Genomic DNA, 25,100 nt, shown 5'->3' with positions numbered 1-25,100 from the left:
TTACTAGTGTAATTACAAATTATAAAATTGCGCTATAACGCACAATTAGCGTCCATTAAAGTGCTCTTGAGTTGCGCTAAGACCGCGGAAAATAACGCTTTCTACAGCATCAGCACCATCAGCCAAAAAATTATCAAGTTCAGCTCGTTGTTGAGGAGCAAAACCTCCAAGAACCCAGTTCACTGTATTCTCGTGAGCATGAGAGCCTCTCTGAGCATGACCTACTCCCATTCTCACACGAGCATATTGAGGAGTTCCAAGAGATCTATCAATTGATCGAATACCATTATGCCCACCTGCGGAACCACCGGCTTTTACTTTAATACGACCAAAATCTAAATCCATATCGTCATGAATAACAACAATATGATCCGGCTCAATCTGATAGTATGCGCTTATTGATGCAACAGCAGCACCTGAATCATTCATAAAGGTAAGAGGCTTAGCCAAAAAGAACTTAGCAAGCTTGCCATCAAGATTCATAACACCTTTACCAAGCTTAGCCAAACCTTTATGATCCGAAAAAGATATTGACCAACGCGAACTAAGCACATCAGCAACCATAAACCCCATATTATGGCGAGTACCTTCATATTTCGTACCAGGGTTTCCTAAACCTGCAATCAGCCAAAAATCCGATGACATACTATCCCCATTTTCTTTGCCTATTATTTGTAAACAAGCAATATAAAACAAAAAGGCGTATCACGCGCATAACGTACATTGACGCTTTGCTGATACGCCTTTATATACTCCTGCCTATTCTAGCAAGAAAATAGCCAATATTATTTTTGACCTACATTATTTCAAAAACTCGTCAGTAGAAAGTTTCTTAGCATTAGGCAATTGATTCGTAACTTTACCTTTAGAATCAGTGTAAGCACCTTCCTTACTCAGGAAGTTAAAGTACTTTTGAGCACCATTTACATCGCTAGTACCGAATACAAACTTTCCACTTTTAATATCTGCGTGACTTCCCCAATATTCGCCGTCAACAATCATTTTCATGCTTTTCTTAACGAATTTTGGATCAAGATTAGCTTCTTTTGCTTCTTCAACCAAAATATTTGAAGCCTCATCTGGATGCTCGTACGCATACTCGTATCCTCTTTTTGCAGCCTTAACGAAAGCACGAACAAGCTTTGGATCTTTACTAATAGTGTTCTTGTTGGTAATTATGCCGATAGTATCAGGCTGACCTGGGACACCGTAATCTCCTTCTTTAAAGCAACGAAGTTTCGGTCCAAATAATTCAGACTGAACTCCTTCCCAAGTACCGTAGAATCCACCAAAATCAGCTCTACCGGTTTCGAGAGTACGGAATGTAGAAGTACCAACAGTTACCTTATTGAAGTTACCTTTTCCACCATCATGCTGAATCATTCTACGAATAACAGCATCACCTTCAGCAGAACCGAAAGTAGCAAAAGTGCGTCCATCAAAATCTTTAGGAGAATGAATCTTATTGTTGCTTGCAAGAGAACACCATATAGCACTTGGCTTCTGCTGAACTTGCATAACCTGCTCAAGATTTGCACCCTTAGTGGAAAAATCAGCAACATTAGTTAGTGTAGTAAGAGCAAAATCAGCGGCACCACTATCTACAGCATGTTCAGAACCGGTTTGTGCAACGGCAAGAATATTAACATCCAAACCGGCATCTTTAAACCAACCTTTATGCTTTGCAACATAAATACCAATATGATTAGTATCAGGTGCCCAAAAAAGCATAAACGATACTTTACGAAGATTTTTACCATTACTTTGTTGCGAAGATCCGCATGCAGCACACGAATATAAACAGCATACTGAAAGAAGTGCTGCACAGAAGCGTTTAACACCACGCATATTCATGAGTTCCCTACTTTGTTTTTACTCACCATTTTCTGGGAAATGCAGCACAGACTTGGCAGAAAACGGTATGAAGGTCCTAGCCCGCGCCCGTTCAATGCCCCCGCACGCTCTTTAAAAAGCACGATGCACGGTTTGCCACACATTGACTCACGAAACGATTTTGATTATGCACACATCATCCGACATTTAGAAGATTAATTACAAAAACTAATTTTTCTATAAATAAAAAATGGTTGGCACGCATCTTTACAATAGTTGAAGACTTGTGCATAAGTAATCTTGAAAGATTCCGATTGGGGCAGCAATCGAATTTCGCACATACTACGACTTTTACGGAACTTTTACGGAAGGAATTTACACGTATGACGCACTCGCGTTTAAAACACGTAATTTTCAAATATCTGCCAACAGTAGTATCAGTAATACTTTTCTTTACTTTATGGCAGTTAGCATGTATGTATTACAAGCTATCAGAGAATCTTATTCCATCACCACTAGCAATTGCAGATGCTACGAATGATACGTGGCCTACGCTAATACCAGCAACAATAGTTACTTCACAAGAAACTGTTATTGGATTCCTGCTAGCTATATTTTTAGGTATTCTTCTTGGAGTTGGATTCCACGTATGTAAACCTTTACATTCTGCGCTGTTCCCACTTTTATGCGCTGCACAAACGCTACCTCTTATTTCAATAGCTCCAATATTTCTAATATGGTTCGGTTTTGAGATTTCTGGAAAAATCATAATAGTTATGATTTTTAGCCTATTCCCTATTGCAGTTCAAACTATTAGAGGACTTGAAGCAGTACCGACTTTTTATAGTGACGTTGCACTAACGTGCGGAGCTGGACGAGTATGGACCTTGTGGCATGTAAAATTACGAGTCGCAGCAAGACAAATATTCGGAGGAATAAAAATAAGTGCTGCATACGCTTTCGGTTTAGCTTCTACATCAGAATATTTAGGCGCAAAAGATGGGCTCGGAATTTGGCTGCAATTTGCGTACAATTCGTACAGAACACCACTTATTTTTTCTGCAACTTTTGTGATTATTATTCTTACAACATTATTAATGTGCGCAGTAAATTTAACTGAAAGAATTCTTCTAGGACCTGCTGAAGATGAGGAAGATCCAGATAACCAACTCTAATTTTTAATAAATACAATGCAATACGCGCGATACGCGCACACTCACACGCACCGCTAAAAGTAAAGCAAATAAGTACAAGTATAGTAAAAGCGCCAACAGGAGAATCTGCTGGCGCTTTATAGTTGAGTTATAAATTCAATTTCAAATTACTTATGCTCGGATTCTTCCTTTTGTTTAGAATTATTGCTCTCAGACTCCTTAGCTAAAGCATCCGAAATAGCATCACTTAAAGCTTTCTGAGCTTTACCATAAGCAGACCAATCGCCGGCTTTCATTGCAGAATCAGAATCTTTCAAAGCCTTAGCAGCACGATTCAAAGCATCTTTAATTTGAGGATTAATAGTAGTCTGATTAGAACTCTGACTACTAGTTTTATCTTCCTGAGCTTTTTGAGATGTACTATTATCCTTATCTGTCTTTGCAACAGAAGATTCGGAATTATTAGACGCATCTCCAGCAGCAGCTCCGGAATTTCCTCCAAACACTTGATTTAGCGCCTCATCCAAAGTATCAGCAAATCCAACTTGTTCACCAAAAGCAACTAATACTTTCTTAAGTAACGGATAGCTAGTTGAACCACTTGACTGTACGTAAACCGGCTGTACGTAAACCAAGCCTCCACCAAGCGGCAAAGTAAGAAGATTGCCACGTTTTACTTTAGTAGAACCAGATTCCAGCAAGTTCAACTCTTTAGAAACATTTGCGTTAGCGTTGAAATTATTTTGAGCTTGACCAGGACCTGGAACATTTGAAACCTTAGGTAATTCTTGCAATCTAAGCTTTCCATAGCCAGGACTTACTTTTCCAGGAGTATTACCCGCATCTGAATTAGCTGATAAGAATCCTGTTAATATTTCGCGAGTTACTTTACCTGCAGGAATATAAGTAGAAACAAGCGAGAACACCGGTTTCTTAGTACCTGCTGCTTGCAAAGTCAAGTAGTAAGGTGGCTGCAAAATATCTTCCTTTTGCGCAGCTTGAGATTCAGTTGGATCAACAGGAGTTTGCCAAAAATCTTCTCCCGAGAAGAATTGGCTAGCAGAACCAACATGATACTTTGCTAGTAAATATCTCTGAACTTTAAACAAACTTTCCGGATATCTTAAGTGACTCATCAAATCACCTGAAATTTCGGAAATATCATGATAATGACCAGGGAATATTGATCTCCAAGCTTTAATAACAGGATCTTTAGTATCCCAAACGTATAGATCAACAGATCCATCATACGCATCTACTGTTGCTTTAACAGAGTTACGAATATAGTTTGCACGCTGATTAGTTAAACCTTTAATCGAATGAGAAGTTTTTGTTGTAGAGTCCTGAGTTATTTTACCAAAATCTGTCATTTGAGAATAAGGATAAGAATCAGAAGTAGTATAACCGTCAACAATCCACTTAACTCTACCGTCTACTACAGCAGGATAGACACGACCATCTAAAGTCAAGTAAGGAGCTACTTTAGATACACGATCTTTAGGATTTCGATCATACAAAATCTGAGACTGCGAAGTTACACGATCTGAGAATAGTATCTGATCTGACCTAAAACGTATAGCGTGTATAAGCCTAGAGAACCAGTTACCTAAGCTTGGACCAGCATTCCCCTTAAACGTTGTTAATGCACCTTGTGAACCTGTAGGATAATCAAACTCCCATGGAGCAGTTCCCTTAGGAGAACCAACTATAGAATATTCTGGAGCATTAGGAGAAAAATAAATTCTAGGTTCATACTTTTGAGATTTTGTCATCTTACCTTGAGTAGGAATACCATACTCCATAAATTGCGGCTGACCGTCAGCTGTAACTTTATTTCCGTACGCAGCAACAATACCGTAGCCATGTGTATACACAGTATGATCATTTACCCAATTATGATTGTCGTTACCCGATAAATTAAGTTCTCGAGCAGCAATAACAGTATCTTGACTTACTCCATCAATATTGTATTTATCGACTGCAAGCGTATCTGCAAACATATAATACTGTTTTGATTGCTGCAGCTGACGGAAAGTAGGTGAAGTTACTTGAGGATCTAGAAGACGAATTTGAGCCGTAGACTCAGCTTCTTTAGCTAAAGCTCCAGATTTACCTTCCGAAGCAGCGTTATAAGATTCCACTTCAACATTATTTAACCCGTATGCGAATTTTGTAGCATTAATATTTCTCTGAATATACTCAGCTTCCAGCTCTTGAGCATTAGGGTTTACTTTAAATCTTTGAAGTATTAGCGGCCATGCGAATGAGATAATCATAGATGTTACCACTAAGAAAGCTACTGCTACCGCAGGCGTTTTCCAAGCTTTTACAGCTGCAAAGAATCGCGTTTCTAACTCTACTTTTCCGCTAAGAGAATGAGATTTAAGTATCCACACAAAAATCACTAAGCCAACAATCAGAGTAAGAATAGCCATAATAATACTTGCTGGAACTCTAGCGTTCATATCAGTGTAAGATCCGCCAGTAATTCTAGGACCGTCAAAAATTACAAGCGTAAACATATCAAGAATCTGTATTACTGACCAAGCAATCATAAGCAACAGGAACCAAATACCAATTTGTCTACGAGCATGCTTTGTAATATTAAACAAGCCATTGCCATTTACAGGCATGGTTATACGAATAGCTCCCATAAGGAAATGCGTAAGAACAGAGAATAGTAATGATAAAGCTAGTAGTAATATAAAAGCTTTCATAAATAGCAGCAAACCAGGAAGAACAAACACGTAGAAACCGTTGTCAATGCCAAATTGCGGATCTTTAATACCAAAAGGCTGAGCGTGGAACATAAGCAAAATTTGCGCCCAATGAGAGTAAAACTGCGAGCCAAACAACGCTCCCACAATAAGAGATACAATACCTGCAATATGGAAAGCTACTTTAGAACTAACGCCCTTTTTAAAATCAATTATATTTCCACTAATACGAATATAAGATCCATCAGCATTAGTAGGACGAGTGCGTATAGCAAGTGATGCTGAAAGATATCCGAATACTGCCATAAGCACAGCGTAAAGAGCCCAAACTCCAACTTTTGCTCCTAGCTGAATCCAAATTACGCTTTCAAATCCAAGCTGCGAATACCACATGCAATCGCTAATAAAAGTAGACAAACCTACAATTATTAAAAATGCAAAAACTATAAATGCTACTATGCCAGCTAAAATCCAACGCCATTTTTTCGTAATATTAATAAATTTATCAAAATTAAGATCTATGTGCATATAAGAATTATTCTCCTTCTTCTTACTATTTTTTTCACTCTTTTTAGATGATTTTTGATTATCTGAATCGTCTTCTTTATCACTGATGGGTCTATCTTCATCGTAGCCATTAGTTAAACGTTCAATTTCGTCTATAAAAGATAAAAACTTGCTATTTTTGCCTACTGAATCGTTAGAAGATTCTGAATTCTCGTCACTGTCTTCATCAACGCTTATATCAATAATTTCAGGTTCATTATTATTTTGATTTGCGCGATTACCATCACTATTTTCGTTTTGATATGACTTTTCAGTATTCTTAGATTTACGTTTACTGTTTTTCGCATAATCAGAACGATGACGCGTTTTGTTGCTTCTGTATATGTTAAGTAGAGTCATGAAAATGACTGCTGCTAACGGAAGCAAAATTTTCAAAATAACATAAAACATATTAATAAGAATACTATATTATGTAACTCGCAATATTAAATTATGTAAATAAAATAAGTACAAAATTTTGTTTACATATAAAATTAAGCGCGCTTACAGAAGTAACCATAAACGCGCTTATGCAAATATAAATGTTAAATTTTATTGAAACTCATAATATTAAGCAATATCTGGATCATCTTTAGCGATCGTACCAGTAAGCTTTCCAATAGCCTTCAATAAGTGATATACAACCAACACCACAACGGTTCCGATTGCAATGCCGTTGAACTGAATACCAGAAACTGCAAACTGGAAGTCAGCAATGCCAATAATCATAACGATTGCAGCAATCATAATATTCACTGGCTTATCGAAGTTCACTTTGTTTTCAACCCAAATTCTTATGCCGATCATACCAATCATGCCGTAAAGCAAAGTAGTCACGCCACCGAGAACACCAGCTGGAATTGAGTTCACAACAGCACCGAACTTTGGGCAGAGGCTCAAGATGAAAGCAAACGCTGCAGCACACCAGTAAGCTGCTGTTGAGTAAACCTTTGTTGCAGCCATAACGCCAATATTTTCACCATACGTGGTAGTACCGCAACCGCCGAATAAACCAGCAATAGCTGTACCAAAGCCGTCTGCAAATAATGCAGTTCCCATCTTAGAGTCATAGTTACGACCAGTCATTTGAGCTACAGACTTTACGTGACCAACGTTTTCTGCAATAAGAACAAGAACTACTGGCAAGAACATAAAAAGAATAGAGAAATCAACTTGTGGAGTGTGGAATTTAGGGAAACCAATCCAAGAAGCTTCTTCAATCTTACTAAAGTCAACTTGTCCTTGGAAGCACGCGTATGCGTAACCAACAAGAACACCTAAAAGAATATTCAAACGACCAAGAAGGCCGCGGAAAATTACTGCAATAAGCATTACAGCAACTAATGTTACAAGCGCTGTATCTGGAGCTAATTTGAAGTTCTTCCAGACTGCAGGTCCTAAATTAAAACCGATAATTGCAACTATTGCACCGTTTACAACAGGCGGCATAATAATGTCAATCCACTTAGCTCCTGCAAAATGCACAATCATACCGATAAGAGCAAGAAGCAAGCCTGTGCACATAATGCCAAAGCTCGCAACAGCAATACCCTTATTAGCTGTTGTTACAGCCGAAACAGGTGCTATAAGACCAAAAGAGCTTCCCAGATAACTAGGAAGCTTATTTGCGTTAATAAGTAAGAACAGTGCTGTAGAAATAGCAGTGAACATTAAGGTGGTTGATGGATCAAAGTGCGTAAGAATAGGCACCAAGAACGTAGCACCGAACATTGCAATAACATGCTGAGCACCAATTCCAGCAGTACGAGTCCAAGTCAAACGCTCGTCTGGTTCTACAACTTCACCAGGCTTTAACGTTTTTCCATCACCGTGAAGCTGCCACGTAAATAAATTATTCATATCTTCTCCTGCTCATAAAGAGTACTGGATTATGTGCATGCTTATAGCAAAATTGTTTTCACGATTCTAATATAAGCAATTACGCCAAATGGACATTTTAATGTGCGTACACAATACTGTCGAGAAAAAACACAAAATCTTAAACTTTTGTTAATAAAACCCAGCTATAAGAACAAAAATTAATTTATATGCCAACTGGATACACAACTTATTTTTGTTTATACAAACCAACAAAAGTTTATAATCGTAAATTCTTTAAAGCTGAAAATCTTCACAACCAACATTCGAGTATTAAAAATAATCCTGAAATTAACATGCAGTATTAGCAAAAGCAACTTTTACACAAGTTACAAAATTATTTATTTTGTTACTATTTGTTATAACATTTCGGCGTGTCTTTTAAAATTGTAGCTAAATTGGCCTTTTTTAGGCAATATTTCTAATTTATTGTTAACTTTTGTCCGATTATGGGAGAATACTTGGTTAAATGGTTAATTTCTTTGTTAAATGGAAAAAGAAAATCTGCACCATCGATATGGCTCTTATTGCCGTATTGACACTTATAGCTTCCTTTATAGGAAGTTGGCTTAAACAGTACCCAGGCCTTAGCCTTTTGGGTGCTCTTATAATCGCGTTGCTTGTTGGCATGGCTCTGCAGCTGCCTTTGCACGTATATAAGAAAAATAATGACTCAAGAAGAGCAGGCGTTAAAAACGCAGCTGGTTTGATTGCAAACAAGCTTCTTCGTCTTGGTATTATCCTCCTCGGTTTTAAGTTAAATTTGCATGATTTGTTTACCAAGGGCATTAAATGCTTGCCTATTGCAGCTGTGTTAGTTGCAATAATGGTTTGCGTAACTTATAACATTGCTAAACTCTTGAAAGTAAATCCTCAACTTGCAATGCTTACAGCAGGAGGCACAAGTATTTGTGGAGCTGCTGCAGTTATGGGTCTCTCTGGCTCAATGCCAGTTCTTCCAGAAGAGGAAGATGAGAAAGAGCAGAACGAAGTTATGGCTGTTGCAACAGTTGCAATTATGGGCACTATTTACGCTCTTGCTGAAATCTTCATCCTGCCTAACTTTGGAATGACTAAACAACAGCTTGGCATTACAGCAGGTGCATCACTTCACGAAATCGCACATGCTGTTGCAGCTGGCGGAGCATTCGATAGTATCGATGTTGCAACAATAATGAAGCTCTCGCGAGTTCTTATGCTCGTTCCAGCTTCCATCTTTATTGCAATTTGGTGGAATGCTCGTCATAGCAAAGTTGAAAATGGCGGAAAGCATAAGATTAGCTTCCCATGGTTTATGCTTGGCTTTATTGCAGCATCTGTTATTGGAACTTATGTTCCTTTCATAACAGCACACTCTTCAACTCTTGTAGAAGCAGGATACGTTTTCCTTGGCATGGCTATGGCTGCACTTGGAATTAACGTAAACTTTAAAGTTATTTTTAAGCAGGGTCGCGCAGCTTTTGCAGCAAGTTTCCTGGCTTCTATCGTTTTAGTAGCCTTGGCTTACACTGCAGCAGTGCTATTCTTCTAATAAAATTTCATAAAATAAAACCAAAAGGGAGATTCTTTTACGAATCTCCCTTTTTCATACACAATTATCAGCCAATATGCACAGAAGTTCCATCTGGTATATGCTCATTAAACCATTTTGCATCGGAAACACTCAGTCTTACACAACCATGTGAGGCAGGTGTTCCAAGCTTTGCGGATTCAGAAGCTATATAATCTCCAAAATTTTGACGCGTCGGAACAGAATGGAACAAATACTTAGAACCCCAGAAGTTCACGTAGTAATCTCCACCTAATTTTTCTCTAGAATTGTAGAAATGATTACCCCTTCCATTAATTCTGAAACTTCCCTTAGGAGTAGTATTAGCAATTCCAGAACTAATAATCATGGTGTAAACGTTTTTATTATCTACGTATATTCGCGCTTTCTGAGAAAAAAGATCAACCTCTACATGAATTCTATTAGCCATTACTCCCGAAAGATTAGGATATTCACCTCCAGTTGGTTTCATCCAAAAATCATTTTTATCATCTGATTTAACTGGTGATTTTTTATCCTCTGCAACTTTAGCGTTAGTACTATTGTTCTTCTTATCCTTCGAAATCGTTTTCTTTGGTTTATTAACCAAAATTTTAGAATGATAATTTTTATTAGCATATTTAGTTATGTTATTAAGCTCAGCGTCTACAAAACCCAAATAGAGTAACGTAATGGCCATAATCAATACCATCGAAGCAACTCTTAAAATAACAGAACTACGACGCCACCAAGCTAACGCCTTTGAAATATTACGAACGCACGATGCTATCTCTTTCAAAAACATTCTCATAACACCGCACCTCCTAGTAAAAAATGACGTTAACTCATATCTTATCAATAAAAATACAAGTTAACGTCAAAAATATTTAATTAATTAAGATTGCACAAAAATCACAAAATAGTGATATTAATACAAAATCAAACATTAAACTTAAACTCTACGATATCTCCATCTTGCATAACATAGTCACGGCCTTCAAGACGAAGCTTTCCTTCTTCCTTAATCTTTGCCATAGAACCGTTAGCTGCAACGAAATCATCGTAAGATACGATTTCTGCTTTAATAAATCCACGCTCAAAATCAGTGTGAATCACGCCAGCAGCTTGTGGAGCAGTCCAACCTTTATGAATCTGCCAAGCGTGAACTTCCTTAACGCCAGCAGTCAAATAAGTTTGAAGACCTAAAATATCGAATCCTACACGCGCAAGCTGATCCAAACCAGATTCCTTTAATCCAGCATCTTCAAGCATTTCGCGAGCGTCAGCTTCGTCAAGTTCAGTAAGTTCTGACTCAAATTGAGCATTTAAGAAAATTGCTTTTGCAGGAGATACAGAAGCAGACAATCGTGCTTTCAAATCTTCATCAGCTAACTCTGAATCATCCACATTGAATACGTAAATAAACGGCTTAGCAGTAAGCAAATGCAAATCGTAGACGTCGTTTTTATTTATCAGCTTTTCGTTATGAGCCTGGTCAATAGTTTTTCCAGAAGCAAGAATTTCCTTAGCTTTGTTAACTGCGTCAACATATTCTTGCGTAACTTTCTTACCTCGCAAATCCTTTTCCAACTTTGGAAGAGCATTATCAACAGTTTGCATATCGGCGAGAATTAGCTCAGTATTAATCGTATCAATATCGTCAGCAGGATCTACTTTTCCGTTAACATGCACAATATCGTCGTCGTTAAATGCGCGCACGACTTCACAAATAGCGTCAGCTTCGCGAATATTAGCAAGGAACTTATTACCTAATCCTTCGCCCTCAGAAGCACCTTTAACGATTCCTGCAATATCAACAAAAGTAACTGTTGCAGGAACAATTTTTTCAGTATTAACTAATTTAGCTAAAACTGGTAAACGATGATCCGGCAGTGGAACAATACCAGTATTAGGCTCAATAGTTGCAAACGGATAATTTTCCGCCAAAACGTTATTGCGAGTTAAAGCATTAAACATAGTGGATTTACCAACGTTCGGCAATCCAACAATTCCAATAGTTAAAGACATATTCACCTAGTTTAGACCAGCGTCGGGAAAGCCGACACAACTTGATTTTATTTACTATTTATTTTCAATAGCATCCACAGCAGATATAACATCTCCCCTAAATCCGCGAGATTCTAACTGCGCAACACCACGAATAGTTGTTCCTCCAGGAGAACAAACTGCATCCTTCATAATCCCAGGGTGAGTGCGCGAATCCATGTATAATGCGCCTACTCCTTCAATCATTTTCGCAGCCAAACGGTAAGCGCAATCACGTTGCAAACCATACTTCACGCCAGCATCCCCCAACGCTTCCATATACATTGCTGTAAAAGCAGGAGCACAACTAGAAATACACATTGCAATATTCATATGATCAGCTGTAACGCGCTCTACTAAAGAAATTGGCTCAAATAAAGCGTTAAATATCGAAAGTTGGCTATCGGTAAGCGAATGATTAGTTTCAGCAAGAGTCACACCCTGACATACAGCAATAGGAGTATTTGGAATTATGCACTGAACATGAGCATTCTCACCAAGTAATTTTTGATAGCGTTCAAGAGTCCAACCTGCAGCCACAGAAATAACAGCAACACGACGTTCACAAATAATATCAGCAATAGGTTTAAGAACTTCATCAACCTGATTTGGCTTAACGGCAACTACAAGCACATCACTTACTTCGCACACTTCTTTTGCGCTATGAAGTGCTTGTGCACCAAACTTAGCTGCACTGTTCGAAAGCTTATCAAAATGGCGAGCGCAAGCAACAATATTCTCACCCTTAATAACATTCGCTTTAATCAAACCTTGCACAATACCTTGAGCCATATTGCCAAAACCAATAAAACCTACAGTACCTATGCGCACAACGCTCATGAACACAATCCCCTATCACTTATTAATGTATTGCGTACGACAATATTTATAATTTAATAAATAAGTTGAACTAACCAATCTATTAAACCATATACTGTCGTACGCAAAATATTCGTACAATTTTATTCGCAAAACTACGCAAATAACTCACTTATATAATGCTTCTAAATCACCACGATTCAAAGCTTCATTGAAAAGATGAGCGAATACTACATCTCCATGTAAACCATCATGCTCAAATTCGTTTGTAGTCCAATAATGTGAATTGGCGATACGAGAGAGAGTATCAAGCTGCAAACCAGAATCAACATACATGTCATCGAAGTAAACTGCAGACTGCAATGGAACCTCATTATTAGCAAGCTGATCCTGATCATAAATCTTTCCAAACTGCATATTACTCATTAAGCAATCAACAGCTGGCAAGAAAGGCTGCAAAGCTTTCTCCTGATCAAACATCCAAGGAAACATTGCTTCACCAGTAAAGAGAAGAGGACGAGCAGAACCGGAAAATTCAGGCATTGTTTCACGAACCTGCTGAGCAGCCCAAGAAATAGGATGATCTAAATCGCCATCAGCGTAAATAAATTCTTGCAAAGGCCAATACAACGGACTTGAAGAGGTCGCATCCATAACACCATATAAGAATTCGTCACTTAAACTACCAGCAGAAGCTCCTCCACAATGCTTAAATGCTTTCAACGATCCGTCACCATCTGCGAAAGCAGAATCAATCAACCAATGTACTCGCTCAAAACTTGGTTTCATACCAAACGAAGAACCCAACATTTGGAATCGCTCAACAGTAAGTTTTTCACCATTAGGTAGTTCAACATCACCCTGTGAAATGCGATCCGCAATAGCAGCAGCACGCGCAACATCCTGCGGATAACGTTCATAGAATTGTTCAGTTTTACGTGCCATGCGAGGAAAAGTATGCTCATAAACTTCACGAGCATTAGCTGGAACATGAGGAATTCCACCCGTAGTAAAACTTGCAATTAAACCTTGAGGGAAAAGTGACAAATATGTAAGAGTTAAGAAACCACCGTAGCTTTGACCTAGAGAAACCCAAGGCTTCGCATCAAATTCAGTAAGTCGTAAATGTTCAAAATCACGAATAATCGAATCAGCTAAGAAACGTTTTAAAAACCATGCTTGACGCTCAACGCTAACACCGTCATCTGCCATACGCCTCATAGTAGAAGCATCTACTCTAGAAGAACGCCCAACACCACGCTGATCTGGCAAAACTACACGAAAATGTTTAATAGCCTCTTGAATCCAACCATCACTAAATGGAGAAAGTGGACGTGGGCACTGGCCACCAGGACCACCTTGTAAAAATACAAGAAGAGGCAAATTATCATGAACATGTTCAGGAGACGTAAGAACTCTACAGAATAAACGAATAGTCTCACCTTTAATAGCTCCACCTGGAGTATTTGACTCCCAATCAAGCGGAACATCAATCGCACGCTCTTCTACGTGCAATCCAGGAACATAATAACTTGTAAGTAACGCCATTAGTGCATTCCCTTTCTATATTCGTGTGCTACATTGCAACTATCAATAACACTCTTCTATAAATCATACTCAAGTTCGATTGTTCTATAAAGTGCTATGCACTAGCCTAGTAAATATGAAAGTACCTAATATGTTTCAAAGTGTTGTACAGCTCTTACGAAAAGAACTCACATTAAACGACATATTATGGGGTGTTATTTCATTTATTATTTTTACATTTTCAAGCAGTCGACATTCCATAAATTATGTTGACGGTTTATTAACACAAAGCTCTTATATCACAATCACGCTTATAAATATTGTTATTGCAATATTACTTTCAGTACGCAAAATATGGCCGGAAGAAACAGCTATTATTTTTCTTATTATCTGCACAATACATATACTTTTTGGTCCAGCAATAGTCTTTGCTGATTTCTTTGGTTTTGTGCTGCTAGTTAATGTTATTGCACGCGGAAATACAGAACATACAAAAACATTTGTTACTGCAGCTTATATAACAACTGTGCTATCTTGCGTTGCAATATCGTGGAATGTTGTAATGGGAGCAATATTTGTCAGCAATCATTCGAAAGTTAATTACGCTTGCAGTGTACGAAATATAAATAGCAGTAATATAAAAGATTGCGTTTCAAATATATTTAATTTCGCTATACCTTCCGTAGTTTTTGCAATTATTATTACTACTATTACCGTCATTATTGGCTACTGGCAACGCACTCACGTACATACTATTCAACTTTTACAAGAACACAATAACGCTATACGCACGTACCGCAGAAAAGCACAACATATTGCTGTTACAGCAGAACGAGCAAGAATTGCAAGAGATATGCACGATATTGTTGCTCACACACTTTCTATTATTATTGTGCAAGCTGATGGCGGACGTTACGCTGCATCTCAAAACATTTTGCTTGCTAAAAAAACAATGCATATTATTAAAAATGAAGCTGAACGCGCAGTTCATGACATGAGACGAATGTTAGAAGCTTTAAACGATTCTTCTTCCCAAACCATAGATTGGGATCATGTACCATTACTTATTGAAAAAGCGCGCGTTGCCTCTCCAAATAATATTTTTTGGCATACAGTAAGCGGAATAAATTCTCAAAATAAACTCAACAAAGACGCACAAATTGTAGCGTATCGAGTTATCCAAGAAGCACTTAGTAATATTCGAAAGCACGCTGGAGACGGAGTCAAAGTAAATATTCACGAACAATGGAATAATCAGGGTCTTACTTTGAAGATTATTAACGAAATAAATAAAACAGAAGCAAAACAAGAGCACGATAGTAATCCAAAATCCACACACGGATACGGATTAATTGGCATGAGAGAAAGAATTGAGCATCTTCAAGGAAAATTAGATTATGAAGAAAAGAATGGAAAATTCAGTATTGTTGCATTTATTCCATATTCTTACGAAGATACTTCATCAAGCATGACTGATTCTCTAACATTTAAGAGCATTCAAGACAATACTATAAATAATGTAAAATCTAATGCTTCTAGCACAAAAACAGCACAAAATCCTGAATCTCAAACCAGTTCTACAAATAAAATTGAGCAATTATCACACTGGTTTGAACAACATTGGCTTGTTGGAGATATTATTTATGCCACGCCTTGGACGATTATTATGTTTTTCGTACCAACTTATGATTTTATTCTTGGTTCCAACATGACTTACAACTATTCCACGTCACTTTCTCTGCAAATGCTTTATAAAATATTTACGCTCACAACTATGATTCCATTGATGTTTCGCAGAAAAGCTCCAATTACCTGCGCAGTTATTGCTGCAACATTTTCTGCAATACAGCTAATATTCTTACCTAATATTTTGTTCGCTAATTTATTCATACCAAGCATTATTTACTCTGCAGTGCTTTACGGTAAGAAACGCACATGGCAATGGGTTAGCGCAACAGTGCTTGTAGAATGTGCTATTTTTGCAGTAAAAATTGGTATAGCTTCAAGAAATGTTCCACAAGATGTAAATAAAATACAACCTTTTACATCAAACCTAAACACTTTCAATTTTTATGACATTATGCAAATGGCGTCCGTTGGATTAGTTTTTGGATTTATAGTTGCGTTAATCTGTTTTACAGTTATTGCGTTCGCTTATTACCGCAGAAATGATGACAATAATTTATTGCTTCTAAAAGCACGTAGAACTGAGCTTGAAAAAGAACAAAAGCAGCTAGAAATACTTGCAGCAAACGCAGAAAGACAACGACTCAGTACAAATATTCAACAAAAAGTTACTGTTACATTGAATAAAGTAATTGATGCCGCAAACGACGGAATCAATATGCTAAATAAATACGAAAAAGAAAATAACAATATTGAAAATCAAAAGTATACAAAACTAGAACAAGCGCAAGAACAAAGTGAAACAATTAGTAAAGCTTTCAAAAATATTGGGGATGAAGGTCGCTCAGCACTGAAATACATGCGAAAATTACTCGGTATTTTGCGAGAAACAAGCTCTAGTGTTAATGCAGAACACAATATTCCTAATACTGCTCCTATTACTAGAAGACCTGCGCCTTCACTTGAAGAACAAATTCAACACAATTTTATAAATAATAAAAATTAACTTGATACTATGGAAAATATGGAAAACACTAAAGTAATTCGAATTGCAATAGCAGACGATCAAGAGCTGGTTCGTGCAGGATTTGCTATGGTAATTAACTCACAAAAAGATATGCAAGTTGTAGCGCAAGCAGCAAACGGATTGCAAATAGTAGAACTTACAGAAAGTGAACATCCAGATATTATTTTGATGGACGTGCGCATGCCGATAATGGACGGCTTGGAAGCAACTCGAAAAATTTTGCAACAAAAATCTAATACTCACACTCGCATTATAATTTTGACAACTTTTGATCTTGACGAGTATGTTATGGCTGCAATTCATACAGGAGCTTCTGGATTCCTTCTTAAAGATACTGAGCCAGAGACTTTGCTTAATTCAATACGAACTGTGTATCAAGGAAATGCAATTATTGCACCAACCGCCACGAAACGTTTAATTGAATCTATGATTTCTAAGTCTAACGATGAAGAAATTGCAAAAGAAGAAATTGCGACTAAAAACGAGCAAAATACAAATATTTACGATTCTTGCTTAAATGATTTGACTGATCGCGAGCGTGAAGTGCTAATTGAAATTGCTCACGGACTTTCGAATCAGGAAATTGCTAGCAAACTATTTATTAGCTTGCCAACAGTTAAAACTCATGTCGCTCATATTTTGGGGAAGATAAACGCTAGAGATAGAGTTCAAGCTGTAGTTTTCGCTTACGAAAATAACTTAGTTCGGCCATAAAAATATAAAAATGCGGCTATTTATGTATAAGACACAAATAGCCGCAAATTAAGATTATTATCTTACTAGATTATTTAATTTTTAAGCCTTAGGAAGGCGACGGTGACGCATAAATGTTACTCCTGCAGCAGCAGCACCAGAAATAGTTAGCGCACCCAAAACACCCAACATTATAGTGCTAAGTGTATTAGCAGAAGGCTTGTTTTCAGATGTTGCAATAGCCTGAGCCTTCGGATTTTCACTTACAGTATCCGAAATCTTTTCGTCAGCTTCTTCAACAATTTCGTTATTATCTTCAGCCTTATTAGAATCTTCTTCTGAAATTTGAGATTCAGTTGACTTATCTGCTTGCGAAGTATTGTTTGACGGAGCCTTCTCTACTACTGGAGCAGCAGAAGACTGTGCTACTGCCTTACTCTGCACTACTGTCTTATCTTGTGCAACAGCAGGAACTTGAACAACAGCTTTACTTTGAGATGTTACTGCAGAAGAAACCTTTTTAACTGCTTCAAAAATTGGAGTTAATACATTATTAGTATTAGTAACAGCAGTATTAACTTCAGGTGCCGAAGGAGCAGAAGGTTCTACAGAAACAGCAGGAGCTGAATTATCTTCAACTTGAACTTCTGGCACTGCTGGGTCAACAGGAACAACAGAAGCAGGTGGCATAGCTGGAGCTTTAACAGACGGAGCTGGAATCTTAGCTTCAGGTACTGCAGGAGCAGGAGCAGTTACTTTCGGAGCAGATGTTTCAGGAACTGGAGTAATAGGAGCAGTCTGTTTTTCAGATTCTTTTGCCTCATTATTACCAGCAGAGCTGCTGCTATTTTGCTGATTCTTTTGAGCTTTTTCCTGTTCCAATTGAGCTTTAAGAGTAACAACTTTAGCTCTAGCTTCCTCAAGCTTCGTTTCTGCGTCTCTTAAAGAATTTTCAGCTTGCTTTTTTAGTTCATTATTCTTGGCTCTTGCATCAGGCTGATTATTTTTAAATGCTTTAGCACCCTCAACACCATTTCTTAACGACTTAATTTTTTGGCTTAGCGCATCACCTATGCCAACTAATTTATAGTTCTCAATAATATTATTAAGAAGCTTTGTTTCAGACTCAGCTTTCTTTACTTCAGAATCTTTACTGTTAGAAGCTTCAAGCTTTTTGGCTACATCCTTTTTAGACTTCTCAATTTGGTCTTTAATCTTTTGAAGTTCTTCACGTGCTTGTTCAAATTCTTGCTGTGCTGCTTTGAAAAGATTTTCTAAATCTTTCACAGTTCTTTGTTTATCAGCAACAGATTTCTTATTCCCTTCAACCTTTCTGCTAAGCGCAACTTGATCATTAGAAATATTTTTAAACTGTTCCGCTATAGAATAAATATTACCGCCATTATTTTGATCCGGTTTTCCTAATGCAGATTCTAATTCATCGATTTTTGTATCATACTCTCTAATTTTAGCAGAATCACTTGCAATAGATTCATTGAGAGAATCTACTTCTTTGTGAAGATTTGAAATCTGTGATTCATACTTATTTACGTTAGCTGCAGCTCTTTCTTTTACTTGGCTTTTTTCTTGTTCATTATTTTGCAAATCGTCAAGAGCTAATTTTGCATTATCATATTGCTCTTTTAAAGATTCATACGCTTCTTTTAATCCATTAAGCTCAATCTCTTTTTCTTTTTTGGATCTTTCAAATTCTGCGACCTTTGCTTTTGCAGCTTCGGAATCCATTTTCGATGCATTTTCAGCTTCTGAAAGTTCCTTTTCTTTATCTTTTGCAATGTTTTCAGATTCTTTTTCAGTCTCATCGATTTTATTTAAAAGAGCGTCAAATCCTGCAACTTTTTTCTTATAGTCTTCAATTTGAGCTTCTAATTGCTTAACTTGCTCTTCAGCTTTTTCAATTGCTTTTTCAGTAGACGCTTTAACAGTCGCCTCTGTTTGAACTTGTGTATCTACAACCTCAGCAGCTTCTTGCGCCCACGCTGGCATTGGGCTTTGCATTAACAATAAGATTCCTGCAATTGCTGCGGCAGATTTTTTATTGACCGTTACCATATTTTTCTACTCCTTGCTCGTAGCGGCCTTCATGTCTAACTTATGTCAGCAGTCATTATTTAGCATAACAAAGGAATAAATACATTTTCAATGCTATTTATTCGGAATATTTACGATAAAACTTGTCATAATGAATAATAATCGTATTATTTTTGAAAATTACTAATAAAAAATGCTATTTTTATACATAATATTATATTTATTGCATAATTATGCATAAGTTTTGATAAAAAATAATAATGATAATACAAATATTTTCAGAGTGTCGCGTAAATAAAAGAAAAATATAATGCCGATGCGTAAATATGCGCATCGACATTATATTTATTTCCCAACAACTTAACTTATGCAAACTATCTTTTCACAGATAGCTTTTTGTAATCTATTCTTCCGCGAGCGCAACTACTGGCGAAGACTTCACTGCTCTACGAGCTGGAAGCACGCTAGAAAGAAGCGCTGCAAGCAAAGCAATTAGAGCAAGAACCGCATAAATAGTCCAATCGACTACAAACGGAACTTTGCCAATTACGCTAAACACCATGTAGGATCCAATCCACCCAAACGCTGTTCCAACAATCAAGCCAGAAACAGTGCTTGTTAAGGAAATCAACGTTGCTTCCAACGCAAGAGATCTTCTAACCTGGCCTCTTGTCATGCCTATTGCTCGCAAAGTTGCAGATTCTTTGGTTCGCTCAATAACAGACAAGCTTAATGTGTTTGCAACACCTATTAAAGCAATCACAACAGCTACAGCTATTAATCCAATGAACACCATCATAATCGTATTGATAGCACTCTCCCACGTTGCACGCTGGAATACGCTTCCACTAGTCATAACCTCAGCATAATTAGATGTAACATTTCGAATGTTTTTAACAATATCTATAAGATTAGCTTTTCTAGAATCTACCGAAATAAGCAGCATATGCGTTGTAGGCTTAAGATAGTTATTGAAGTATGATTTGCTCACAAAAGCGGTATTATTTGAATGCACACCAACATTTCGATACTTCTTAAACTGAACCTGCTTTACGGTAATGTTCTTATCATTATTACTAGAGTCCGTATTCATACCAGTGAATGGCGTAATATTGTCGCTATTATCATCGCCATCTTCACCAGAACTGTACTTTTCTACGTAAGCTTGTAAATTCAGGTCTCCTTCTTTAAGGCTAAAAGGCTTTCCACCCTCACTGTCAAACTTAGGCAAAAGCACAGAATCTTTCTTTATTTCAACGCCATCAAGATCAGTGTGCATTACATTTCTAAGTTGATTTACATTATCAACTCCAGCTACCATAGCGTACTCAGTTTTGCCTTTGACATTCTTGAAAGTCATAGGAACCGCAGGAAGCAACTCAGTATGCTTTATTCCACTAATCTTTGAAATATCGGCAGCTAGAGACTCATCAACATTCTTGCCTTGAACAATAATGTCAACACTGTATCTATCATCAACAAAACCTTTAAGAGTTGCTTTACCACACGTTGCGCCCGTTACCACTGTTGAAACAAGCGTTACACCTATAAGCAAAGCAGTTCCAGTTGCTGCAACTCTTCTAGGATTTCGCTGCACATTTGCGTTAGCAACTTTAGATGCTGGCCCACAAAGTGCCATGATTGCGCCGGTCGTCTTCATAGCTAGCGGCATCCAGAATGTGGCTGTCATAACAATACCAATGAACACAAGCGCGCATCCAAACATTGCTCCGAGCAAAGTCATCCAAGAATCAGAACCAGCATTAGGCGACTTCCCCGCAATCATATTTGACAAAGCATTAACACTTAAAGCAGTAAATAGCACACCTACAACAATAAATAGAACGCCAAAAACTGCTCGAACAATACTAGCTCGCTTATCTTTAATCAAATCCATTGGTCGCAATGCTTCCATAGGCGTTACTTTTGTAGCAGACCTAGCAGCACCAATAGACGCAAGAACCGTTACTATCACGCCAATTACAATTGGCCACACAATCGCTGAAAGTGAAACAATCAAAGGAAGCCTAGATAATGGGCCAGAATTAATGTTTACGTTACTAATAACGCCCATAAATCCGATTGCACAAAGCACACCAACACTTGCAGAAATAACTCCGAGTATTGCAGCTTCAAGCAAAACTGCAGAATAAAGCTGGTGCGACTGCGCGCCAATTACGCGCAAAAGCGCAAGAGTGCGTCTGCGTTGAGCAACCAAAACTTGGAATGTGTTTGCTATTACAAGCGAAGAAACCAGCAAAGCTAGAATACCAAATGACAACAGGAACATAACCACGAAATTAGTGCCGTTGGACACATCTCGAACAACTTTTACACCAACTTCATGCCTAGACATAAAAGAGAATTTCTCTGGAAGCAAAGCGTTAATTTTAGGAGCTAAATCACTTGCTTTCGCATCATCAACACTCATATATACTTTGTTTTGCACAACTTGATCGTCAAAATTTTTAAGATTGTTGAGTTTTGCAGAAAAATCATTCGTTATACCACCAAGATACATGCCGCGATATGAAGTTGGTATTTGAGAATGTTCTCCATCGTCTACAAGACCAACCACATGAACATCGTATGATTTTTCATTATTCCCACCAGTATCATCTACTTTAACCAAAGTTACAGCATCACCAATATTTGCATGTATTGATTTAGCAACACTTTTAATAAGTGTAATTTCGCCTATTTTTTGCGGATCTCTACCTTCTGTTGATTTATACACAGGAAGATTACCATACAAGCCAGTAGACCAAGCAATACTTGTAACTGATTTATCGCCTTTTTCTACTCTTACAAGAGTAGACGTATCGTCACTACGGATAGCGTTAACACCAGGCATCTTCGATATTTTGTCTAAGTGAAGATCTTTATAATGGATTTCACTACTCGGAGAACTGTTAGGATTCTTAAATGAGATTGCATAATTTGCGCTACCGAATTCTTCTGTTGCGTTACGAGCCATCAAGTCGTCAACACTATTTACAAAAAGCAAAGTAGCGCTCATAAACATGCTGCCTATAAGAATTGCAATTCCAGAAGCTATTAGCATGCGTGAGCTTTTACGCATAAGTTTTAGTGCGATTTTCCACATTCTAACTTCACCACCTTGTTATTGCAATTGAGACGGTTGATTATTAATATGATCTACTTCGCTTCTTTCCATAAGCATTTTGCTCATGCCTTCTGCAGTAGGGTGATATACATCTTCAACGATTTGACCATCTGCAAATACGATTGCTCTATCTGCATAAGACGCTGCAACAGCATCGTGAGTAACCATAATCACAGTTTGACCAAGCTCTGTTACCGACTTCTTCAAGAAATGCAAAACTTCTGAACTAGAAGCAGAATCGAGATTACCAGTAGGCTCGTCTGCAAAAACTACGGAAGGCTTAGAAATCAAAGCGCGCGCAATAGCAACTCTTTGACACTGACCGCCAGAAAGTTCAGCAGGCCTATGCTTTAAACGATTTTGCAAGCCAAGAGTATTAACCAGGATGTCAAACCATTGCTTATCTGGCTTTTTGCCTGCCAAAGTAAGAGGCATAAGAATATTTTGCTCAGCACTAAACATTGGAAGAAGATTAAAACTTTGGAAAATAAATCCAACCATTTCGCGTCGCATAAGTGTAAGCTGCTTATCGCTCATGCCTGTAATATCTAGGCCATCTACCAAAACTTTCCCAGAATTAACACTGTCAAGACCAGCCAAAGAGTGCATTAAAGTTGACTTTCCAGATCCAGACGGGCCCATAATCGCCGTGAATTTTCCACGCTCAAAACTAACGCTTACATCTCGCAAAGCGTGAACAATGCCCGCACCCTTGCCAAAATCTTTAACAACATGCAAAGCTGCAACCGCTGTTTCACCAATCAAGTTCTGATTAAAATCTGCTCTAGAATCTAAAGCATTTTCTCGCTCGTATGAGCTTGTTTCGTACGAACTGTTCATAACTGCTCCTTTTCTTAAAAAGTAGTAATCGCATAGTTATCTACTGCTAATACTTAAATTTACGGAAAAATACAGCTGATTACCATCGTACGTAAGGCGGAAATTATTTAGAAAAAATTATCGTCTCATACTAAAGTATGATGCGCAAATTTACAGAATATATAAACAAAAATCGGAGCACATACAAATACAATATGCGCTCCGAATAAAATGGTAATGGATCTTCAGGAATATTTTTTAATTAATAACTTTTGTTTTCTCTTTTCTATTTAAGCAAGACCTGCTTTACGAACCGCGTCAAATCCACGCTGCAAATCAGCAAGAATATCGTCAATATGTTCAGTTCCAATAGACAAACGAATAGTGCCTTCATGAATACCCTGATCTTCCAATTCTTCAGGAGTTTCCTGAGAGTGCGTGGTAGATGCAGGGTGAATAACCAACGACTTCACGTCAGCAACATTTGCAAGAAGCGAGAAAAGCTGTAAATTGTCAATAAATACGCGAGCTGCATCCCTTCCACCTTTAATATCAAAGGTGAAAATAGAGCCTCCACCATTCGGGAAATAACGCTTATAAAGCTCGTGATCAGAACGACCTTCAATAGAAGGATGACTTACAGACTCAACTTCTGGCACAGTTTGCAAATATTGAACAACTTTCAACGCATTCTCAACGTGACGCTCAACACGCAAGCTCAAAGTTTCCGTGCCTTGCAAAAGCAAGAATGCTGCAAACGGGCTAATGCAAGCACCAGTATCGCGCAAAATAATCGCACGAATACGAGTCACAAAAGCCACAGATCCTAAAGCTTCATAGAAGTTCAAACCATGGTAGCTAGGATCAGCTTCCGTAAGAGTTGGGAATTTTCCTGGAACTTTAGCCCAATCGAAATTACCGCCTTCAACAATAACGCCACCAAGAGTTGTGCCATGGCCGCCAATAAACTTCGTAGCAGACTCAACTACAATATCTGCACCATGCTCAAGTGGACGGAAAAGGTATGCAGTTGCGAAAGTGTTGTCAACAAAAACAGGAAGATTGTGACGATGAGCAATCTCGGAAATAGCCTCAAAATCAGGCAAATCGGCGTTAGGATTGCCAAAAGTTTCAAAGTACACTAGCTTCGTATTTGGCTGAATAGCATCCTCGAAGTTTTGAGGATTCTTAGGATCCACAAAAGTAGTTGTTACACCATCTCTAGGAAGAGTGTGACGAAGCAGGTTATAAGTTCCACCATACACATTCTTTGAAGACACGATGTGATCGCCCTGCTGCGTGATGTTACGAATAGCATAATCTACAGCTGCTGCACCAGAAGCAACAGCCAAAGCTGCAGTTCCGCCTTCAAGAGCCGCAATTCTACGCTCAAAAACATCTTGAGTAGAATTCGTTAAACGACCATAAATGTTTCCAGCATCACGCAAATCAAAACGAGCTGCAGCATGATCAAAATCATGGAATACGTAGCTTGTTGTTTGATAAATAGGAACTGCACGAGAATCAGTTGCCGGATCCGCCTGCTCTTGACCAACATGCAATTGCAAAGTTTCAAAATGATACTTTCCTTGCACTTCTTCAGTATTGCTCATAATACCCCTCCTCGAATCGATTTTTCGCTTACTAATCTTTTAATAACATTGCAAAACTATGCTCAGCTATTTTTGCTAGTGATACGACATTAAAC

General features: G+C 37.9%; 16 protein-coding genes. 4 read left to right on the top strand and 12 right to left on the bottom strand.

The annotated features are described in order from the left end of the window. Positions 1 to 45: 45 nt before the first annotated feature. Entirely contained in the window at positions 46 to 645 is a 600-nt protein-coding gene (gene pth / locus ACPFYS_RS00240) for an aminoacyl-tRNA hydrolase (RefSeq protein ID WP_427876793.1), read from the bottom strand. Positions 646 to 801: 156 nt separating this feature from the next. After that, entirely contained in the window at positions 802 to 1,854 is a 1,053-nt protein-coding gene (locus tag ACPFYS_RS00235) for an ABC transporter substrate-binding protein (protein ID WP_427876791.1), read from the bottom strand. A gap of 362 nt (positions 1,855 to 2,216) precedes the next feature. Here ACPFYS_RS00235 and ACPFYS_RS00230 point away from each other — a divergent pair, with 362 nt between their 5' ends. Then, positions 2,217 to 3,008 carry an ABC transporter permease gene (locus tag ACPFYS_RS00230; RefSeq protein ID WP_427876789.1) on the top strand — a complete coding sequence of 264 codons (792 nt, stop codon included), beginning with the start codon at positions 2,217 to 2,219 and terminating at the stop codon, positions 3,006 to 3,008. A gap of 146 nt (positions 3,009 to 3,154) precedes the next feature. Here the strand turns inward: ACPFYS_RS00230 and ACPFYS_RS00225 are convergent, their stop codons facing one another. Then, positions 3,155 to 6,610, bottom strand: a complete 3,456-nt coding sequence (locus ACPFYS_RS00225) for a UPF0182 family protein (protein WP_427876787.1) — start codon at positions 6,608 to 6,610, stop codon at positions 3,155 to 3,157. Between the two features lie 210 nt (positions 6,611 to 6,820). Beyond that, positions 6,821 to 8,110, bottom strand: a complete 1,290-nt coding sequence (locus ACPFYS_RS00220) for a uracil-xanthine permease family protein (RefSeq protein ID WP_427876785.1) — start codon at positions 8,108 to 8,110, stop codon at positions 6,821 to 6,823. A 487-nt stretch (positions 8,111 to 8,597) separates the two neighbouring features. Between ACPFYS_RS00220 and ACPFYS_RS00215 the strand changes: the two genes are divergently transcribed. Next, positions 8,598 to 9,659 (top strand): YeiH family protein, encoded by a 1,062-nt coding sequence (locus ACPFYS_RS00215; RefSeq protein WP_427876783.1) that lies wholly within the window; start codon positions 8,598 to 8,600, stop codon positions 9,657 to 9,659. A gap of 67 nt (positions 9,660 to 9,726) precedes the next feature. On the opposite strand, the gene ACPFYS_RS00210 is transcribed toward ACPFYS_RS00215, so the two are convergent. From ACPFYS_RS00210 to ACPFYS_RS00195, 4 genes are all read right to left on the bottom strand, one after another. Further along, positions 9,727 to 10,467: a L,D-transpeptidase gene (locus tag ACPFYS_RS00210; RefSeq protein WP_427876782.1), complete on the bottom strand. Its 741-nt coding sequence runs from the start codon at positions 10,465 to 10,467 to the stop codon at positions 9,727 to 9,729. A 128-nt stretch (positions 10,468 to 10,595) separates the two neighbouring features. Continuing rightward, on the bottom strand, positions 10,596 to 11,684 hold the full coding sequence (ychF, locus tag ACPFYS_RS00205) for a redox-regulated ATPase YchF (RefSeq protein WP_427876780.1): 1,089 nt from the start codon (positions 11,682 to 11,684) through the stop codon (positions 10,596 to 10,598). A gap of 54 nt (positions 11,685 to 11,738) precedes the next feature. Next, positions 11,739 to 12,542 carry a pyrroline-5-carboxylate reductase gene (gene proC, locus ACPFYS_RS00200; protein ID WP_427876778.1) on the bottom strand — a complete coding sequence of 268 codons (804 nt, stop codon included), beginning with the start codon at positions 12,540 to 12,542 and terminating at the stop codon, positions 11,739 to 11,741. Between the two features lie 147 nt (positions 12,543 to 12,689). Further along, positions 12,690 to 14,069, bottom strand: a complete 1,380-nt coding sequence (locus ACPFYS_RS00195) for an alpha/beta fold hydrolase (RefSeq protein ID WP_427876776.1) — start codon at positions 14,067 to 14,069, stop codon at positions 12,690 to 12,692. Between the two features lie 115 nt (positions 14,070 to 14,184). On the opposite strand from ACPFYS_RS00195, the gene ACPFYS_RS00190 reads away from it, so the two are divergent. Beyond that, complete coding sequence (locus ACPFYS_RS00190) at positions 14,185 to 16,680, top strand: histidine kinase (protein WP_427876774.1); 2,496 nt, start codon at positions 14,185 to 14,187, stop codon at positions 16,678 to 16,680. 9 nt (positions 16,681 to 16,689) lie between these two features. After that, positions 16,690 to 17,415 (top strand): response regulator, encoded by a 726-nt coding sequence (locus ACPFYS_RS00185; RefSeq protein ID WP_427876772.1) that lies wholly within the window; start codon positions 16,690 to 16,692, stop codon positions 17,413 to 17,415. A gap of 81 nt (positions 17,416 to 17,496) precedes the next feature. Here the strand turns inward: ACPFYS_RS00185 and ACPFYS_RS00180 are convergent, their stop codons facing one another. The 4 genes from ACPFYS_RS00180 to ACPFYS_RS00165 all read right to left on the bottom strand — a co-directional run bounded on the left by ACPFYS_RS00180 (position 17,497) and on the right by ACPFYS_RS00165 (position 25,005). Next, positions 17,497 to 19,467 carry a chromosome partitioning protein ParA gene (locus ACPFYS_RS00180; protein WP_427876770.1) on the bottom strand — a complete coding sequence of 657 codons (1,971 nt, stop codon included), beginning with the start codon at positions 19,465 to 19,467 and terminating at the stop codon, positions 17,497 to 17,499. A gap of 382 nt (positions 19,468 to 19,849) precedes the next feature. Next, positions 19,850 to 22,552: an ABC transporter permease gene (locus ACPFYS_RS00175; RefSeq protein ID WP_427876768.1), complete on the bottom strand. Its 2,703-nt coding sequence runs from the start codon at positions 22,550 to 22,552 to the stop codon at positions 19,850 to 19,852. Between the two features lie 18 nt (positions 22,553 to 22,570). Beyond that, on the bottom strand, positions 22,571 to 23,413 hold the full coding sequence (locus ACPFYS_RS00170; protein WP_427876766.1) for an ABC transporter ATP-binding protein: 843 nt from the start codon (positions 23,411 to 23,413) through the stop codon (positions 22,571 to 22,573). Positions 23,414 to 23,682: 269 nt separating this feature from the next. Then, positions 23,683 to 25,005 carry an O-acetylhomoserine aminocarboxypropyltransferase/cysteine synthase family protein gene (locus tag ACPFYS_RS00165; RefSeq protein WP_427876764.1) on the bottom strand — a complete coding sequence of 441 codons (1,323 nt, stop codon included), beginning with the start codon at positions 25,003 to 25,005 and terminating at the stop codon, positions 23,683 to 23,685. Positions 25,006 to 25,100: the final 95 nt, after the last annotated feature.

This window comes from Gardnerella sp. 2492, assembly GCF_050320365.1.
Taxonomy (GTDB): domain Bacteria; phylum Actinomycetota; class Actinomycetes; order Actinomycetales; family Bifidobacteriaceae; genus Bifidobacterium.
This window is presented reverse-complemented; position numbering and strand designations above follow the sequence as displayed.

Bases quoted from the DNA above. Each gene is read 5' to 3' on its own strand.
- pth (WP_427876793.1), bottom strand. From the start codon at position 645: ATGTCATCGGATTTTTGGCTGATTGCAGGTTTAGGAAACCCTGGTACG.
- ACPFYS_RS00235 (WP_427876791.1), bottom strand. From the start codon at position 1,854: ATGAATATGCGTGGTGTTAAACGCTTCTGTGCAGCACTTCTTTCAGTA.
- ACPFYS_RS00230 (WP_427876789.1), top strand. From the start codon at position 2,217: ATGACGCACTCGCGTTTAAAACACGTAATTTTCAAATATCTGCCAACA.
- ACPFYS_RS00225 (WP_427876787.1), bottom strand. From the start codon at position 6,610: ATGACTCTACTTAACATATACAGAAGCAACAAAACGCGTCATCGTTCT.
- ACPFYS_RS00220 (WP_427876785.1), bottom strand. From the start codon at position 8,110: ATGAATAATTTATTTACGTGGCAGCTTCACGGTGATGGAAAAACGTTA.
- ACPFYS_RS00215 (WP_427876783.1), top strand. From the start codon at position 8,598: ATGGTTAATTTCTTTGTTAAATGGAAAAAGAAAATCTGCACCATCGAT.
- ACPFYS_RS00210 (WP_427876782.1), bottom strand. From the start codon at position 10,467: ATGAGAATGTTTTTGAAAGAGATAGCATCGTGCGTTCGTAATATTTCA.
- ychF (WP_427876780.1), bottom strand. From the start codon at position 11,684: ATGTCTTTAACTATTGGAATTGTTGGATTGCCGAACGTTGGTAAATCC.
- proC (WP_427876778.1), bottom strand. From the start codon at position 12,542: ATGAGCGTTGTGCGCATAGGTACTGTAGGTTTTATTGGTTTTGGCAAT.
- ACPFYS_RS00195 (WP_427876776.1), bottom strand. From the start codon at position 14,069: ATGGCGTTACTTACAAGTTATTATGTTCCTGGATTGCACGTAGAAGAG.
- ACPFYS_RS00190 (WP_427876774.1), top strand. From the start codon at position 14,185: ATGAAAGTACCTAATATGTTTCAAAGTGTTGTACAGCTCTTACGAAAA.
- ACPFYS_RS00185 (WP_427876772.1), top strand. From the start codon at position 16,690: ATGGAAAATATGGAAAACACTAAAGTAATTCGAATTGCAATAGCAGAC.
- ACPFYS_RS00180 (WP_427876770.1), bottom strand. From the start codon at position 19,467: ATGGTAACGGTCAATAAAAAATCTGCCGCAGCAATTGCAGGAATCTTA.
- ACPFYS_RS00175 (WP_427876768.1), bottom strand. From the start codon at position 22,552: ATGTGGAAAATCGCACTAAAACTTATGCGTAAAAGCTCACGCATGCTA.
- ACPFYS_RS00170 (WP_427876766.1), bottom strand. From the start codon at position 23,413: ATGAACAGTTCGTACGAAACAAGCTCATACGAGCGAGAAAATGCTTTA.
- ACPFYS_RS00165 (WP_427876764.1), bottom strand. From the start codon at position 25,005: ATGAGCAATACTGAAGAAGTGCAAGGAAAGTATCATTTTGAAACTTTG.